Here is a 17645-nt window from a genome sequence, read left to right as displayed (position 1 = left end):
GATAAATATCCTTATTGATTAAATGGGTCATGAGGTTTTATTGACGATTGTATTGTATTGACTTGTTGATAGGTGAATCGTTTTGGTTTTATCAAAGATAGGATTGTGTTCGATAGTAGGGCTGCGCATGGCGTTAACATGGTCAAGTGTGCGTTTACCATCGGTGGCTCGATTGTAGATGCGGTTATCGCTGATTTGTGCTATTAGATTTTTTATTAGGAGATTTTTTACTGCGAGATTTTTTGCTACCAGATTTTGTATTAGGTGAGGCTTGGCATCGTGGCTAAGTGGGTAGTTTACTTGGGTTACCCGTAAGTATTGGCAGTGGTCTAAGCGAGTGATGAGTTTTTGTTTCATCCCTATATGCTACTATATTTTAATCAATTTACGCAAAAATTTATGCGCTTTGTATCAGCGCTCAATGTAAAAGGAGACTATTAAAGTCCCCTTTTTTTACTGCTGTGAGTATGTTTTAGTTTGATGCTACATTTACATGGCAGCGGCGAAGATTGCTACGACCTGTTCATGATTTGCCTTGCGTGGGTTGGTGAGCATACAAGCATCGTTTTGGGCATTGGTTGCCATGATGGCAAGGTCTTCTTGTTTGACACCAAGCTCAGTAAGTCCCTTAGGAATACCTATCGATTGGGATAGCTCACGAATTGCATTGATGCCTGCTTTACCTGCTTCTGCTCGAGTCATGTCTTTGATGTCAATGCCCATAAATTCAGCAATATCTGCATAACGCTCAGGTGTTGAGATCAGGTTAAATTCACAGACGTGCGGTAACAAAATCGCATTACAGACACCGTGTGGCAGATTGTAGAACCCACCTAACTGGTGCGCCATTGCATGTACATAACCTAGCGAGGCATTATTAAACGCCATGCCTGCTAAGTATTGGGCGTAGCTCATAGCTTCACGCGCTTCAATGTTTTCGCCATTCGCTACTGCTTGACGCAGCCATTGTTGAATCATTCGAATGGCTTTTTCTGCACAAGCATCTGTAATCGGATTTGCAGCAGTCGATACATACGCCTCTACCGCATGGGTTAACGCATCCATACCTGTTGCTGCAGTTAAAGATGCAGGTTTAGCAGTCATCAGTCGAGGGTCATCAATAGCAATGAGTGGTGTACAACGCCAATCTACAATCGCCATTTTGACGTGGGTATCGGTATTGGTGATAATACAAAAACGTGTCATCTCTGATGCTGTGCCTGCCGTGGTATTGATAGCAATCAATGGCGTCATTGGCACTTTACTTTTATCAATACCTTCATAGTCACGGATATGACCACCGCCTGCGGTCACTAGACCAATCCCTTTTGCACAGTCATGTGACGAACCACCACCCAATGAGATGATAAAATCACAGCCATTATCTTGATACGCTGTGACGCCATCGTGGACATTTTTGTCAGTTGGATTTGGCTCTGCGCCTGCAAATACGTAGCTATCAATACCTTGTTCGCTTAAATGTTTAATGATAATGTCTGGAACACCTGCTTTGTTCAGCCCTTGGTCAGTTACAATAAGCGCTTTTTTAGCACCTAAATCTTTGGCTTTTGAGCCCACTTCTTTGACACAGCCAGGTCCAAATAATGATACGCAGGGAATAAAAAAGCCACTGGTTTGATCGGAGATTTGCTTATAAGCCATGATTAAATTCCTTTTAATCTTTTATGGTTAGGGTATATAGTAATTTTATTCGTACGCCTAGTTTTTTGTCATCATTACAACTAGATAAGATGTACCAATATATTTTTATAAAATATATTCTTATAAAATCACTATGACTTGATTTTAGTTCAGTCATCCAATGCGCTCTACCTACTATTAACCTACCTTAGTCAAAAAGTTACTTTACTTGATGGCTTTTGAAAAAATAAAGCACGCTACTTGCGCTATGTCCTTCATGGCTTATGCTATCAACCCCATACAGCAAGACGCTGTATAGCTTTCATCACGCACTCTGACCGCAAAAGTCTTGAATCCCTGCTACCTTCAATACCAAGCTTTTTTGTATCCTTCCACACAATAAGTCATATTACTATCAAAATTGGTATTACCAATTTACAAAAAACCTTATAAATATCACTATTTTTTCGAAATTTAATTGAACTAAAGCGTAATTTTCTTTATTATTTAACCAATTATTGATACTCAGACTATTTTGGTAATACCAATTATTTCATGGAGGAAATGATGCAACATTGGCAACAGATTTACGATCCCATGGGCAATATTTGGCTTTCAAGTGCCATTGCCCTCATCCCGATTATCTTCTTTTTTCTAGCCTTGGCGGTATTTCGTTTAAAAGGTAGTGTCGCAGGCACCATTACCGTTGTTTTGGCGCTGCTTGTTGCCCTATTTTTATATCAAATGCCGGTGACGTTAGCGTTATCATCAGCGATTTATGGATTCTTCTACGGGCTTTGGCCTATCGCTTGGATTATTATCGGGGCGGTATTTTTATACAAAGTGACGGTAAAAACAGGGCAATTTGATATTATCCGCTCCAGTATTTTATCGCTCACCCAAGACCAACGGTTACAGATGTTACTGGTCGGGTTTGCTTTTGGTACTTTTTTGGAAGGCGCAGCAGGCTTTGGTGCACCTGTAGCTATCACAGCAGCGTTATTGGTCGGATTAGGGTTTAAGCCTTTGTATGCCGCCGGACTTTGCCTAATCGTCAATACTGCCCCTGTTGCCTTTGGTGCGATGGGAATTCCAATCATCGTGGCAGGACAAGTATCTGGGGTAGAAACCCATGCCATTAGCCAAATGGTCGGACGTCAGTTGCCTTTTATTGTGCCGATTGTGTTAGTGTGGATTATGGCGATTATGGACGGATGGCGAGGCGTTCGTGAAACCTTCCCAGCGATTGTGGTCGGTGGTGGGTCATTTGCTATTGCGCAGTTTTTGACCTCCAACTACATTGGACCTGAGTTGCCTGATATTACCGCTGCTATTGCCTCGTTAGTTAGTTTGACGTTGCTATTTAAAGTGTGGCAGCCCAAGCACATATTCCGTTTTGAAAATCAAGTCGATGGCAAAAATCAGATGGGTGATACCACAGGCGTATCAGCACCGTTGCCAACCACCCATTATTCGCCCGCTCAAATCATCAAAGCTTGGATGCCGTTTGCCATTTTGACAGCGATGGTGTCGTTGTGGAGTATTAAGCCGTTTAAAGATTTGTTTGTTAAAGGCAAAGATGGTCACCCTGATGGGGCGTTGGTCGATATGGTGATGAGTATCAATGTGCCGTATTTGCACAATACAGTACAAAAACTGCCCCCAGTCGTCACCAAAATTACTGACTATGCGGCCATTTATAAATTTGATTGGTTCTCAGCAACAGGTACAGCCATCATGTTAGCGGCGATTATTTCCATCGTGATGCTAAAAATGCGTCCCAAACAAGCGTTATCGACGTTTGGCGAAACCATTAATGAGCTACGCACCCCGATTTATTCTATTGGTATGGTGTTGGCATTTGCGTTTATCGCCAATTATTCGGGGTTGTCTGCTACCTTAGCGTTAGCATTGGCACACACGGGCAAAGCTTTTACCTTCTTTTCACCATTTTTGGGTTGGTTAGGGGTATTTTTGACAGGCTCAGACACGTCAGCCAATGCGTTGTTTGCTGCCCTTCAAGCCACCACCGCTCGGCAAATTGGTGTGCCTGAGGTGTTGTTAGTGGCAGCGAATACCTCAGGTGGGGTGACCGGTAAAATGATTTCCCCGCAATCCATTGCCATTGCCTGTGCCGCTACAGGTTTGGTGGGTAAAGAGTCAGATTTGTTCAGATTTACCGTCAAACATAGTATTATTTTTACCATTATGATGGGCGTGCTCATCACGCTACAAGCGTATGTCGTGCCTTGGATGATTCCACACGGATAATGATGGGTAAGGTATGAAGGTTGCAACGCAGGTTATTGAACAATTAATTTCGCTAATAGACCGTGAAGGGCTAAAAAATGGCGATAGATTACCTGCCGAGCGCCATTTGTGTGAGCGACTAGGCGTATCTCGTACCGCACTGCGTGAAGCGATACAGCAGATGAATAGTGTCGGTATTACCGAAAGTCGTATTGGGTCGGGAACGTTTGTCAAAGATGTGCAAAGAACCAAACAGAACCAACCCCTTGTAGCGCTGTCTGATAATCTGATATTACAAACCCTAACCCCGTTATTAGAAGCCGATCCACTGTATCGACTTGATGTGCAAGAAGCAAGAATTGTACTAGAAGGCGGTACAGCTTGGTACGCTGCCCAAAGAGCTACAAAACAAGATATTGAAAAAATCCGCTTTTACTACGAGCAGTTAGCAAACAGTCAAGCGCATGGCGATACCGAACAAGCCGCTATTGCCGATGCCAATTTTCATTTAGCGATTGCTGAAGCTTCCCAAAATGCGGTATTGTTGCAGATGATGAAAAATGTTTTTCACCTGCTAAGACATAACGTGGTATTAGCTCGGCGAAAAATTTACACCGAGCATTATGGCTTTGAAACTTTACATACGCAGCATATGGCGATGATGAATGCGATTATCGCGCGTGATAGTGAATTAGCTCGCAAAGCCGTGGGTGAGCATATTGAGTTTGTGATAAAACAGGTTGCCAAGATTGATGAGGCAACGGCTCGCAGACAGCGAGTTTCCCGGTTGGCCACTGATGTTTTTTAACACAGATGCCTGTTAATGCAGGCGCATTTTATAAACGTATTTTAGTGTAAACAGTTTTGAGTGCCAGTGGCTATTTTTACCATTAATAACATAGTTAAGATAGGGATATTATGATTATTTCTTCTGCCAATGATTACCGAGAAGCGGCTCGCCGCCGTTTACCCCCCTTTTTATTCCACTACATTGATGGTGGCGCGTATGCAGAATACACCCTAAAACGTAATGTTGAAGACTTATCAAGTATTGCCTTGCGTCAGCGGGTACTAAAAGACATGACGCAGCTTGATTTATCCACTGAGATTTTTGGTGAGCAGCTGTCTTTACCTGTGGCACTCTCTCCAGTGGGTTTGACAGGGATGTATGCTCGCCGTGGTGAAGTCCAAGCAGCCATGGCTGCTGACAAAAAAGGTATTCCATTTACCATGTCAACGGTATCAGTCTGCCCTATCGAAGAAGTCACCCCAAAAATCAATCGCCCTATGTGGTTTCAGCTGTATGTGTTGCGTGACCGTAAGTTTATGCAAAATGTGCTAGAGCGTGCCAAAGCGGCAGGCTGCTCAACGCTGGTGTTTACCGTCGATATGCCTGTCCCAGGGGCGAGATATCGCGATGCGCACTCTGGCATGAGTGGACCCAATGCCGCCATGCGTCGCTATCTACAAGCATGCACCCATCCGCACTGGGCAATGAACGTGGGGTTACTGGGTAGACCCCATGACTTGGGTAATGTTTCTAAATATCTGGGTAAAGCGATTGGCTTAGAAGATTATATCGGTTGGCTCGGTAATAACTTTGATCCCTCGATTTCTTGGAAAGACTTAGAATGGATTCGTGATTTTTGGGATGGCGCTATGGTCATCAAAGGTATTCTTGACCCACAAGACGCCAAAGATGCAGTACGTTTTGGCGCTGATGGTATCGTGGTTTCCAATCATGGTGGACGTCAGCTTGATGGGGTAATGTCAACTGCCACTGCCCTACCCAAAATTGCCGATGCTGTTAAAGGTGATATCAAAATCTTGGTCGATTCGGGTATCCGTAATGGCTTAGACGTGGTGAGAATGTTGGCATTGGGGGCAGATTTATGTATGTTAGGACGTGCATTTGTCTATGCGTTAGCCGCCGATGGTGAGGCTGGGGTGACCAATTTACTCAACTTGATAGACAAAGAAATGCGCGTGGCAATGACATTGACCAGTGCAAACCGAATTCAAGATATCAATCGAGACTGTTTAGTAGATTTTAGCAGCCTGACTTGATAGACTGATAGTGAATAGTCAACCTCAGCGTCTCTATGATATTTTCTTATTTTAGTAAATGCTAAGATTTTATGATTGAACTAAGTTCAATGAATTTATCAACTTTATGGCGCAATAACTGCTTATTGTGAGTGTCTGATTGAGCACGTGTGAATGAATTTAATATTGATACTTTTTATTTTCGATAAAAAAACCGCTCTATGAGAGCGGTTTTTGTTGCTTATGACCTATCAAATTCTAGAAGAAGCCCATCGGTTTTTCAGAATAGCTGACCAGTAAATTTTTGGTATTTTGGTAATGCTCTAACATCATTTTGTGGTTTTCACGCCCGATGCCTGATTTCTTGTAACCACCAAATGCAGCATGGGCTGGATAAATGTGGTAACAGTTTGTCCATACTCGCCCAGCTTGAATAGCCCGCCCTGCACGGTAGGCAGTATTGCCACTACGTGCCCACACGCCAGCACCTAGCCCAAACATAGTATCATTGGCAATACGCATAGCATCATCAAAGTCTTTAAAGGTTGTCACAGACAATACTGGGCCAAAAATCTCTTCTTGGAAGATTTTCATATCATTATTGCCTTTAAAAATCGTCGGCTCGATATAATAACCTTCACCCACCTCATGTCTTGCATTACCACCGGTTAAAAGCTCGGCGCCTTCTTGTTTACCTGTAGCAATACAGCCTAAGATTTTGTCTTGTTGTTCCTGAGAGGCTTGCGCACCAATCATCGTTTCCGTATCCAATGGATGACCTGTTTTGATACGTTTTACCCGTTCTACGGCTTTGGCCAAGAAGGCATCGGCGATACTTTCATGCACTAAGGCTCTCGAAGGACAGGTACATATTTCACCTTGATTGAGCGCAAACATAGTAAAACCTTCAAGCGCTTTTTCTAGGTAATCATCTTCTTTATCCATGACATCGGCAAAGAAAATATTGGGTGATTTACCGCCTAATTCTAAAGTAACTGGAATAATATTTTCTGTCGCATACTTCATAATAAGCTGACCGACAGGGGTTGAGCCAGTAAAGGCAATTTTTGAGATGCGTGGGCTTCTAGCTAAATAACTACCCACCTCTTCGCCATACCCATTGACGATGTTTAAGATACCTGCTGGTAGCAAATCTTGAATCAATTCAACAAGCACCAATAAGCTCACAGGCGTCTGTTCGGCAGGTTTTAAGACGATGCAGTTACCCGCGGCTAGTGCAGGCGCGATTTTCCAGGCAGCCATTAAAATTGGAAAATTCCAAGGAATGATTTGTCCAACCACACCTAAAGGCTCATGAAAGTGATAAGCGACAGTGTCATTATCAATGGGTGACACACCGCCTTCTTGCGCGCGAATTGCACCGGCAAAGTAGCGAAAATGGTCAATGGCAAGTGGTATATCCGCAGCTAAGGTTTCACGGATGGGTTTACCGTTTTCCCATGTTTCAGCTACCGCCAATAACTCAATATTTTGCTCAAGGCGATCCGCGATTTTTAATAATAGATTAGAGCGCTCTGTGGGTGAAGCCGCATTCCACTTAGTTTTAGCGGCATGGGCGGCATCAAGTGCAAGTTCAATGTCTTCTGGACTTGATTTGGCGACTTTGGCGAAGGGCTTGCCGTTGACGGGTGAGATGTCATCAAAGTACTCACCTTTAACCGGCGCAACCCATTGGCCGCCAATAAAGTTGTCATACTTTTCTTTAAAATTGATTTTAGCACCGTCAGTATTAGGGTCAGCATAACGCATAATGACATTTCCTTTTGTCAGTTGGTAGATAAACTGCTTCGTGCAGTTGGGGTTTACAAATTCATATTATTACAGAAACGGTAGGTAAAAGGTAGGTGTTTAATTATCCTTTACAATAAGGGATGGACATTATACTATTGAGGATAGCTTATTTTAAAAAACCAAGGATTGGTTAGTGCATTAGGATATTTTAAAATATGAATAAAAATAGACTGTTAGAGCAAAGGCATCGGATTGATAAGAGGCGTTTTAACATTACCTTTACCGATAATAATGCAGATCTTATCCAACAAAGTATCGTTCAGTCATGGCACCGCTCAGACAGTGCTAACATTCCAACTGAGCGCCAACAAGCACCCATTAACGCCACCAAAAGCGATCAATCGTATTATCTAAAAAAAGCCTTAGGCTATTGTCAAAATCAATTACAACATATCACGCTGCAATCCTCCATGGTGATGGCTGTGGCTGATATCGGTAGTACGATTATCTGGACGACTGCCAGCAAGTCTATGCAAAAAGCGGCAGAAGCGGTTAACTTCATCGAAGGCGGATGCTGGGGGGAAAGCCAAGTTGGCACAAATGCGCTTGCATTATCACTAAAAACGCAGCAATCAACTTGTGTTTTTTCCAATGAACACTATATGCCTTCGGTTCATGAATGGGTCTGTTACGCCACGCCTATTATTGAACCGCATACCAAACAGGTCATTGGCGTACTGGATTTATCGACCACTTGGCAGAATCACAATAATTTTGGCATATTTGCTGCTGAACGCTGTGCCAGTATTTTACAATCCGCTTTGAATGAGTGCCAAAGACACTATCTGTATATTCAAGGATTTAGCGAACCCAGTGTTATATTCAATGGCAAAACCTTGCGGCTGACCCCTCGGCAAATCGAGATATTGACAGTGTTAGCACTTTGTCCCCAAGGTCTGAGCTTAGATGCCTTACACCAAGCCATCTACGGTGAGCGTAAAGTGTCACAAGGTACGCTAAAGACTGAAATGTCGCAGTTACGTGATACACTTACTGGTTTATTGGGTTCTCGTCCGTACCGACTATTAATGCCTATTGATGGTGATTTTTTGCGGGTTGAACAATCATTAAATGCAGGTTATTTAGAAGCCGCCATCAAACTATATACTGGCATATTTTTTAGCAAAACTGAAAGCCCTTTTTTATGCACTTGGCGCACCTGTTTAGAAGCTCGCTTAAGCCAAGCCATTTATCAGTCAGATCAGGTTGACTTATTACTCATGCATTTGTCAAATTGCCCTGATGCTAGCGATGCCATAGAAAGGCTGATTGAGTTAATGCCAGATAACCTCTCGATTCACCAACATTTAGAGGTACTGTCAAATCGGTAACCATCAATTTTTGCTTCACCATCAATTTTCCTTAATCATGAACTTTTCGTTGAAAAACCGTTGCCAGGCTTTTTCGATATGGGTGATACCCCACCAAAGCGTTGGTTGTGTTTTATTCTTGACTTCCCGCTTTACTACCCTGTCTTTTTCCTGTGCCTGCAAAAGAAATGCTGCAATACCATTGACCTATCGAAATAAAAAAATAGCATGCCTCTATGCACTTTTGGGTGGTAATGCTTGTGTATCTTTTAACGCCAGTCTTGATGAGCTAAAACCTATTTGTGCAACTGAGCATTCAAGACATCGTAGTGATGTTGGCTTGTTATATTACTATTTTTATATATTTTTCAATACGTTAGCTGATAACCTACATCGAACTTGGTTGACTTCATTTTATGATAGGTGGCTGTAGAGATTGGGGCATTTTAATAGTTGCGCGTATCGGGATATCTTGGTTTGTGTCATGAACATAGAAATTATCGAAAAAACACAAAATATTATGATAATATTGCCACCTTGTTAAATGACCATGTAAAGGATTACGACTATGTTAGCGCTGTTTGGATTATTAATTGTGATCGGGTTTATGATACTTATCATGACCCGCAAAGCGTCCCCTTTTACCTCTCTTATTTTAGTGCCTTTAATTATTGGTGTTATCGCTGGAGCAATAAACCAGTGGGGTTTTTCTGCACTTGATATTCCTAAATATGCTATTGCCGGGATGATCAGCGATGCCGATTTAAAAATTAAAGGTGTTGCAGGTACAGCACTTATGCTGTTATTTGCGATTTTATACTTTGGTTTAATGCTGAGTGCTGGGTTGTTTCAGCCATTGGTCAATTTTATTGTCCGAGCAGTCAAGGGCGACCCTTTAAAAGTCTTGGTGGGCACAGCGATTCTTGCACTAGGCATCTCAGTTGATGGCGATGGATCGACGACCACCCTTGTGGTCTGTTCAGCCCTGCTACCTGTATATCGCAAACTGAATATGAAAATGATGGATTTGGCGGTATTAATTGTCTTAGCAAACTCTATCATGAATTTATTACCCTGGGGAGGACCCACCGCACGTATCATCACAGCGCTGCATGTTGATGAGGGGGAGTTATTACGTGCAATCATGCCGGGGATGATTATAGCCGCCCTATGGGTCATTGTTGTGGCTGTCATACGGGGATTAGCAGAGAGAAAACGACTGGGTATCACCAATCTAAATACAGACGGTATGGTGCATCTAATCGATACACCACATGAGGACGATGCTAAATTTACTAGACCCCATCTCATTTGGTTTAATTTTGGCTTGACGCTGCTAGTGATGATTGAACTTATTTTTGGTGGTATGTGGTTTCTACCAAAAGTCAATTCAGCATTGATTTTTGCGATTGCGTTAGCCGTTGCTTTAATGGCTAATTACCCGAAACAAGCCGATCAACGTGAAATTATTGAAAAATATGGCTCATCAGCTGTACAAGTAATTTTTATGGTGTTGGCAGCGGGTGTGTTTATGGGGATTTTATCTGGCACAGGTATGAGTCATGCTATGGGCGAAGCGCTAGCGACCTGGATTCCTGAGCGGTTTGGTAATCACTGGCCGTTGATTGTTGCCTTGATCTCTGTACCTGGTACGTTTTTGCTAAGTAATGATGCTTTTTATTTGGGTGTGTTACCAGTATTAAACCAAGTTGGGATAAAATATGGTTTTAGCTCAATGGATATCGCGATTGCTTCAACCGCTGGTCAAGCATTTCATTTATTAAGTCCATTGGTTGGATTTATCTATCTATTGCTGCATATTACAGGCGTTGAGATGGGTAAATGGCAGATTCAATCAGCCAAATGGGCGATTGGGATTTTTGTCGCATTTTCCTTAGCGATATTCACGGTGGGTGGTGTGCCACTTTAATAGGCTATCATCGGGAATTTTAAGTATACGATTTTAGCAATCATTATAAATTTACTGTTTATACAAGCGTCTAAAAACGAATTTTTTTTAGACGCTTTTTTATCGAAAATTTATAGTGCGTAAATTCTGTGATAATTACCGTTCCTATTATTATCATTATCACTCATAGCATTAGAGGGCTTGCGATTTCAAGCCTTTTTTCTTGGGTCAAAAGTGCTACAATGTGACAAAAAATTTTGAGACCCTTATGAATAACGCGTTATGGCTTCCTTGCACACAGATGCAAGCCCTTGAAAATAATCCCCCACTCCACCTCGTCAAAGCTCAAGGCAATCAATTATATGATCAGCACGGTAACGCCTATTACGATATGATTAGCTCATGGTGGGTCAATCTACATGGACATTGCCATCCCTTTATCAACGAAAAAATAAAACAGCAGCTCGATACGCTTGAGCATACTTTAATCGCTAGTGTCACTCACCCGCCGATTTTGACGCTTGCAGAAAAATTGGTTGCCATCACGCCCAAGTCACTAACCAAAGCTTTTTTTGCCGACAGTGGCTCAGGGGCGGTGGAGGTCGCGCTTAAGATGAGTTTGCAGTACTGGCAGCAATCAGGGCAAACGCAAAAAACCAAATTTATCTCATTGGAACACGGTTATCACGGTGAAACCGTTGGCAGTCTTGCGGTGACAGATATCCCGCTGTTTAGTAAGCAATACAAAGATTTGATTGTCAGCCAAATTCGTATTCCTTCCCCCGCACATATTTTCAGCCCTGACGATAGCGCAGCGCAGCTCCATGAGCAAAAAAGCTTGGATGCACTAGAACGCATCTTGGCAGAAAAATCCCGCGATATCTGTGCGATTATCCTTGAACCTTTGGTACAAGGGGCGGCGGGCATGGCGATGTATTCTGCTAATTATTTGCTTGGCGTTGCCAAACTTGCGCACCATTATCACATCCATGTGATATATGATGAGATTGCCGTGGGTTTTGGTCGTACAGGTACTATGTTTGCGGTAGAGCAAATGCTGGGGTTGGCAGATGCGGATAAACAAGACGATTATTGCCCTGACTTTATCTGTCTGTCAAAAGGTCTAACGGCAGGCTATCTGCCAATGTCTTGCGTCATGACAACCGATGATGTCTACCAAGCATTTTATGATGACAAAGTGGAAAAAGGCTTTTTACATTCGCATAGTTTTACTGGCAATCCATTGGCTTGTAGCGCGGCTTTGGCGTCGCTTGAACTGTTTGAACGCGATAATGTCTTGCTACACAACCAATCCCTTATCCAAGCGATGGCGCATGGTTTACAGCAATTAGCTGATGCCAATTTACCCATAAAGTTTGTACGTCAAACCGGCATGATTGCAGCTTTTACCTTGGATTTTTCTCAAAATTTGGGCAAAGCTTTTGCCAATTTATGCCTTGATCAGGGCGTGATGATTCGTCCGATTGGCAACCATGTTTATCTTATTCCGCCTTATTGCACGACCCCGGCAGAGATTGGGCACATCTTTGGCATATTAAATCGTTGTTTGCAAAAGCTTTGTGACAATCTCCCAAAAATACCGAAAGGCTCGTCTCAAGCCATCGATCTGCCTTAACGCCTTTACTAACGCCGCATGAAATTTACTGACTAATTAACTAATCAATTGTAAATAGATGTTTGTTATTATAATTTATCGTCAAAAGTTAGGATTTGTTACAAAGTTTCAATTCTTACTGTATTATAAAAAATTGTATTAAAATTCACAGCTTATGCCTACATTACTCATATTTAACGTACAATCAATGAGATTATCGTCAAAAAAATATTTAACTTTTGTAGGAATTTTGACCCACTTAACTTAACTTAATCGTGAAACTTACTTAGATGATTTATGCGTAGATTTTTTTATAACCAACCAAATTTGCTACAAGTTGGCAGCACTGTGCCTTTGACCGAAGAGATTTTTCATCATTGGTGTAAAGTGTTAAGAGCAAGTATCGGCGAACAAGCGTTGTTTTTTGATGGTCAAGGTGGTGAATATACCGTCACTTTAACGGATGTCACTAAAAAACAAGCGCTCGTTACCATCAACGATTTTAATCCGATCAATCGAGCTTTGCCATTTACTGTGAACATTGCCTTGGTTATGAGCCGTGGCGAGCGCATGGATTATGCCATTCAAAAATCCACAGAGCTTGGGGTGTCATCGATTCAGCTGCTCACAAGCCAACATGGCGAAGTACGCCTAAAAGCAGACCAAGCCGATAAAAAGCTCGCCCACTGGCAGCAGATTGCGGTATCGGCATGTGAACAATGTGGGCTTAATATTGTGCCAACATTGCTGGCACCAAAAGCTTTTAGCGACTGGATTGATGAGCCAGCAGGCGTTCCCACTTCTGCCGACGTGACCAAATTAATTTTAGCCGTTCCTCCTGATGACAGTGGCGTAGTGACACCTTGTAATCAAATTGAAGGTAACGACATTGAGCATAACGATATTGAACCCCTCACGCCCTATACCAACCCAATACCCCGTATAACAAACCAGTTTAGACAGTGTTCTTTAGCCCAATTTTGGTTACTCATTGGCGCCGAAGGTGGGTTTTCAGAGCAAGAAATAACGCAAGCTATCGAGCGGGGTTTTATGCCTTGGCAAATTGGCGAGCGTGTGCTACGAACTGAAACAGCCCCTGTTGTCGCATTGTCTTCATTGTTGACCCTACATCAAACTTTGACCCTTGCACAGGAATAATCATGTCATCCAATACCGATCCAGTCATGCCGATAGACCATCGTGATTGCTTTGTGGATGTTAATAAGTTGTGTCATGGTGATTTACGTGAGTATGGGTTTATTGTTGATAGCCATTTTTTTGATCAACAAATTTCGCTTGAACATCAAAATGCGGTGTTTGCCTCGGTTTTTTCAAAAATCCATGATGGCATTTTTATGCTTGATGAACGGCTACGTTTTATCTGTGTCAATCAGCAATTTTTAAACATTACCACCTTTCCACGCGATCAGGTGATAGGTAGCCCGTTTTATTTTTATCCGTATAAGACCTATGCCCCACACTTACAGCAAGCGATTGCCGCCATCATTACCAGACTGGATAATCGACAATCAATTTCGACCAATTTAGTGCTTTCTTATCACAATTCACCTGAAGTGGCGGTTTGGCTAGATATCTCCGTGTGTGAAGTCGATGATAATCAGGTGGTGTATGTAGGGCTACTTACCAATTTAACCAAAAAAGATGCGCAGCTTAGCCACACCTTACATCTCTACAATTATGATGAATTAACGGGTCTGCCCAATTATGATACTTTTTATGACAAATTAAAAAGCTGTATTGACTACTACCAGACAGCTGATAATCACCGCGATTGTATGGGGGTATTGATACGCATCAATATTGATAAATTGCAGTCTTTTAACATCAGCCTTGGCATTGAAAATACCAATACGCTGATTCAAGGTTTTGTCAAACGGATAAAGTCCTTAAAGATTTCGGGTGCAAGTTTAGTCACTTTTTCGCGGTTTGGGGGTGATAGTTTTGCGGCGATGATTTCGGTACAAGACCTTGATGCCGCGCATCACTATGTGGCAGCGCTCAAACAGTTATTTGACTTACCTTTTAGCATTGACAACCAATCAATTTATTTAAGGCTGTCGATTGGCGCCTCGATTTTTCCAACTCATACCCAAGATGCTCAGACACTGCTCTTACAAGCAGACACGGCGTTAAAACATGCGCGGCTCATCAGTGATGAAGATTGTGTTTGGTATGATGCCAACCAGCAAAAAGGCAATTTTAAAGACATTCATTTGCTAAGCGCCTTTAAAAATGCGTTATTAAAACAGCAAATTTTGCCCTATTTTCAGCCCAAGCTAGAGTTTGCACAGCCCGACTTGCCGATGTTTGAAGCGCTGGTGCGCTGGGAGCATCCCACCCTTGGACTGCTCTATCCCAAAGATTTTTTGGATGAGGTGCTCGATAAGTCATCGCAGGCGCTATTTGAAAAAATTGTTTTAGCGTGTGTCGAGCAGATTTTGACATGGCGTGAGATGGGCTATAACTGCCTCATCTGTATCAATATTGATACTCGCCAATTGATTAGTGACAAATTTATTGAGTTTATTGAAGGGATGATACAGCAGTATAGTTGGCTTGCCCAATTAATCAGTTTTGAAATCACCGAAGTCCGCAACATTCAAGATGAAGTAAAAGCGCAGCTGATGCTAGCAAAACTGCGCCAGTATGGTATTAGTATATCGATTGATGACTTTGGTACAGGTTTTGCCGCGCTGCAATATTTGATTAAATATCCGATTGATGTGCTCAAAATTGACCGCTTGTTTATTACAGATATTTTACAAGACTCAAAAAAACAAGTGATTGTCAAATCAGTGATTGATATGGCGCATTCGCTATCCATGCAAGCATTGGCTGAGGGCGTCTCTAACTGTGAAGAAATCGAATATTTGCGTAGCCTTGGTTGTGATTCCGTTCAGGGCTTTGGGTTTGGTAAACCCATGTCTAGTAAAGACACCACCGATTGGCTTAAAGCCAACTATAAACCAAACTATTTGCTATAAGTTTTAATTTGACCAATTAGATTTTTTTATGACCCTATAGTCATGTTAGTACCTTGTCACCTTTGTCAAATTTTCCTATCTTAGAGATATAAAACCTTAGTATTGGGGTAGGTTTTTTTGTCTTTTTAAAACACTAATCAAGGATATCGTATGCAATATAAAGCACCGCTTCGTGATATGAAATTTGTTATGCATGAATTATTAAAATTTGAAGATCACTACAAAACCATTCCTAGCTATGCTCATACGGATAAAGAAACAATTGATAGTTTCATAGAAGCAGGTGCAAGCTTCTCTGAAGCAGAATTGTCACCCCTCAACCGTTCAGGCGATGAAGAAGGCTGTCGTTTTGAAAATGGTAATGTATATACGCCAAAAGGCTTTAAAGAAGCTTATAAACAATACTGTGAATTAGGCTTTCCTTCTTTATGTGCCGATGAAGAATTTGGCGGTCAAGGTATGCCATTGTCATTGGGTTCAGCAGTCAATGAAATGGTAGGTACGGCTAACTGGTCTTTCTCAATGTACCCAGGTCTATCTGAAGGCGCTATCCGTACGCTAGAACACCACGGTACCGATGAACAAAAACAAAAATATTTGTTAAAACTTGTCAGCGGTGAGTGGACAGGTACCATGTGTCTGACCGAAGCGCATGCAGGTTCTGATTTAGGTATTATCCGCAGCAAAGCTGAACCCAATGAAGACGGTTCATACGCTATCACGGGTCAAAAAATCTTTATCTCAGCGGGCGAACACGACATGGCAGACAACATTGTCCATATCGTACTCGCGCGTTTACCCGGTGCGCCAGCAGGTACTAAAGGTATCTCATTGTTCATCGTACCAAAATTCAATGTCAACGAAGATGGCTCTATCGGTGAGCGTAACCCTGTTACCTGCGGTTCGATTGAACACAAAATGGGTATCAAAGCCTCTGCAACTGCGGTACTAAATTTTGATAAAGCCAAAGGTTACTTGATTGGACCAGAAAACAAAGGTCTAAACTGTATGTTTACCTTTATGAATACTGCCCGTATTGGTACTGCGATTCAAGGTCTAACTGCGGCGGAATTGGCTTTCCAAGGTGGCTTAAGCTACGCCAAAGATCGTCTTGCGATGCGCGCATTAAGCGGTGCAAAAGCGCCAGAACAAGTGGCTGACCCAATCATCGTCCATCCAGCAGTGCGCAACATGGTATTAACTTGTAAAGCGTTTGCTGAAGGTGGCCGTGCCCTCGTCTACTATCTATCACAATTCTCTGATGTGGTAACTAAAGGTGAAGGCGAAACACAAGCTTACGCTGACCAAATGTTGTCTTTTTTAACCCCAATTGCCAAAGCCTTCTTAACTGAAACAGGTTATGAAGCCGCCAATCACGGTGTGCAAGTGTATGGTGGTCACGGCTTTATCCGTGAATGGGGCATGGAACAAAACGTACGTGATACGCGTATCGCTTGTTTATATGAAGGCACCACTGAAATCCAATCACTTGACTTGTTAGGTCGTAAAGTATTGGGTTCACAAGGTAAAATGCTAGCTAACTTTAGCAAAGTCATTTATCAATTCTGTGAAGAAAACAAAGACAACGATGCGATGGGTGAATTCATTCGTCCACTGGCACGTCTGAATAAAGAATGGGGCGATTTGACCGCTCGCATTGGTATGCAAGCCACTGAAAATCCTGATGCAGTGGGTGCAGCGGCGGTTGACTACATGTACTATAGTGGCTACATCACCCTAGCTTACCTATGGGCTCGTATGGCGTTAGTCGCTCAGCAAGCGCTCCAAGGCGACACCACTGAGACCAAATTCTATCAAGCCAAAATCAAGACCGCTCAGTTCTACTTTGCAAAACTATTGCCTCGCACCTTAACTTACGTCAAACGTATTGATACAGGGCTTGAGCCATACATGACTATGGAAGTTGACGAATTCCAATTCTAATTTTTTACTAAGCTATCTAGTGTAGTAATAAAATTATGATAGAATCATTGATAGTTTAATTCTTTATTCAATCCTTAGGTAGCGAAAGCTGTCTAAGGATTTGTCTCATTTCG

The 17645-nt window shown here is 42.3% G+C and carries 12 protein-coding genes; 9 read left to right on the top strand and 3 right to left on the bottom strand.

Going from position 1 to position 17645, the window contains the following annotated elements; all coding sequences use genetic code 11:
- Positions 1-27: 27 nt before the first annotated feature.
- Both LAJ61_RS09415 and mdh read right to left on the bottom strand, forming a co-directional pair.
- Complete coding sequence (locus tag LAJ61_RS09415) at positions 28-357, bottom strand: hypothetical protein (protein WP_224053699.1); 330 nt, start codon at positions 355-357, stop codon at positions 28-30.
- A gap of 132 nt (positions 358-489) precedes the next feature.
- Entirely contained in the window at positions 490-1662 is a 1173-nt protein-coding gene (gene mdh / locus LAJ61_RS09410; protein ID WP_224053698.1) for an iron-dependent methanol dehydrogenase, read from the bottom strand.
- Between the two features lie 534 nt (positions 1663-2196).
- Between mdh and lldP the strand changes: the two genes are divergently transcribed.
- From lldP to lldD, 3 genes are all read left to right on the top strand, one after another.
- On the top strand, positions 2197-3912 hold the full coding sequence (lldP, locus tag LAJ61_RS09405) for an L-lactate permease (protein ID WP_409034966.1): 1716 nt from the start codon (positions 2197-2199) through the stop codon (positions 3910-3912).
- A 13-nt stretch (positions 3913-3925) separates the two neighbouring features.
- A complete protein-coding gene (locus LAJ61_RS09400) occupies positions 3926-4699 on the top strand; it encodes an FCD domain-containing protein (RefSeq protein ID WP_224053696.1) in 774 nt (257 codons plus the stop codon).
- 110 nt (positions 4700-4809) lie between these two features.
- Positions 4810-5958, top strand: a complete 1149-nt coding sequence (gene lldD / locus LAJ61_RS09395) for an FMN-dependent L-lactate dehydrogenase LldD (protein ID WP_224053695.1) — start codon at positions 4810-4812, stop codon at positions 5956-5958.
- A 237-nt stretch (positions 5959-6195) separates the two neighbouring features.
- Here the strand turns inward: lldD and exaC are convergent, their stop codons facing one another.
- A complete protein-coding gene (gene exaC, locus LAJ61_RS09390; RefSeq protein ID WP_224053694.1) occupies positions 6196-7707 on the bottom strand; it encodes an acetaldehyde dehydrogenase ExaC in 1512 nt (503 codons plus the stop codon).
- 197 nt (positions 7708-7904) lie between these two features.
- On the opposite strand from exaC, the gene LAJ61_RS09385 reads away from it, so the two are divergent.
- The 6 genes from LAJ61_RS09385 (at position 7905) to LAJ61_RS09360 (ending at position 17532) form a co-directional block, all read left to right on the top strand.
- Complete coding sequence (locus tag LAJ61_RS09385; protein WP_224053693.1) at positions 7905-9080, top strand: sigma-54-dependent transcriptional regulator family protein; 1176 nt, start codon at positions 7905-7907, stop codon at positions 9078-9080.
- A gap of 598 nt (positions 9081-9678) precedes the next feature.
- Positions 9679-10989, top strand: coding sequence for a CitMHS family transporter (locus LAJ61_RS09380; RefSeq protein WP_409034965.1), 1311 nt, complete (start codon positions 9679-9681; stop codon positions 10987-10989).
- Between the two features lie 223 nt (positions 10990-11212).
- Positions 11213-12604 carry an adenosylmethionine--8-amino-7-oxononanoate transaminase gene (gene bioA, locus LAJ61_RS09375; protein WP_224053691.1) on the top strand — a complete coding sequence of 464 codons (1392 nt, stop codon included), beginning with the start codon at positions 11213-11215 and terminating at the stop codon, positions 12602-12604.
- 276 nt (positions 12605-12880) lie between these two features.
- On the top strand, positions 12881-13741 hold the full coding sequence (locus LAJ61_RS09370) for a 16S rRNA (uracil(1498)-N(3))-methyltransferase (protein ID WP_224053690.1): 861 nt from the start codon (positions 12881-12883) through the stop codon (positions 13739-13741).
- Between the two features lie 2 nt (positions 13742-13743).
- On the top strand, positions 13744-15588 hold the full coding sequence (locus tag LAJ61_RS09365; RefSeq protein WP_224053689.1) for a putative bifunctional diguanylate cyclase/phosphodiesterase: 1845 nt from the start codon (positions 13744-13746) through the stop codon (positions 15586-15588).
- A 150-nt stretch (positions 15589-15738) separates the two neighbouring features.
- Positions 15739-17532, top strand: coding sequence for an acyl-CoA dehydrogenase C-terminal domain-containing protein (locus LAJ61_RS09360; RefSeq protein ID WP_224053688.1), 1794 nt, complete (start codon positions 15739-15741; stop codon positions 17530-17532).
- Positions 17533-17645: the final 113 nt, after the last annotated feature.

The organism is Faucicola osloensis (genome assembly GCF_020041925.1).
Classification (GTDB): domain Bacteria; phylum Pseudomonadota; class Gammaproteobacteria; order Pseudomonadales; family Moraxellaceae; genus Faucicola; species Faucicola osloensis_D.
The sequence above is the reverse complement of the archived record's forward strand: the minus strand, read 5'-3'. Positions and strand labels throughout refer to the sequence as shown.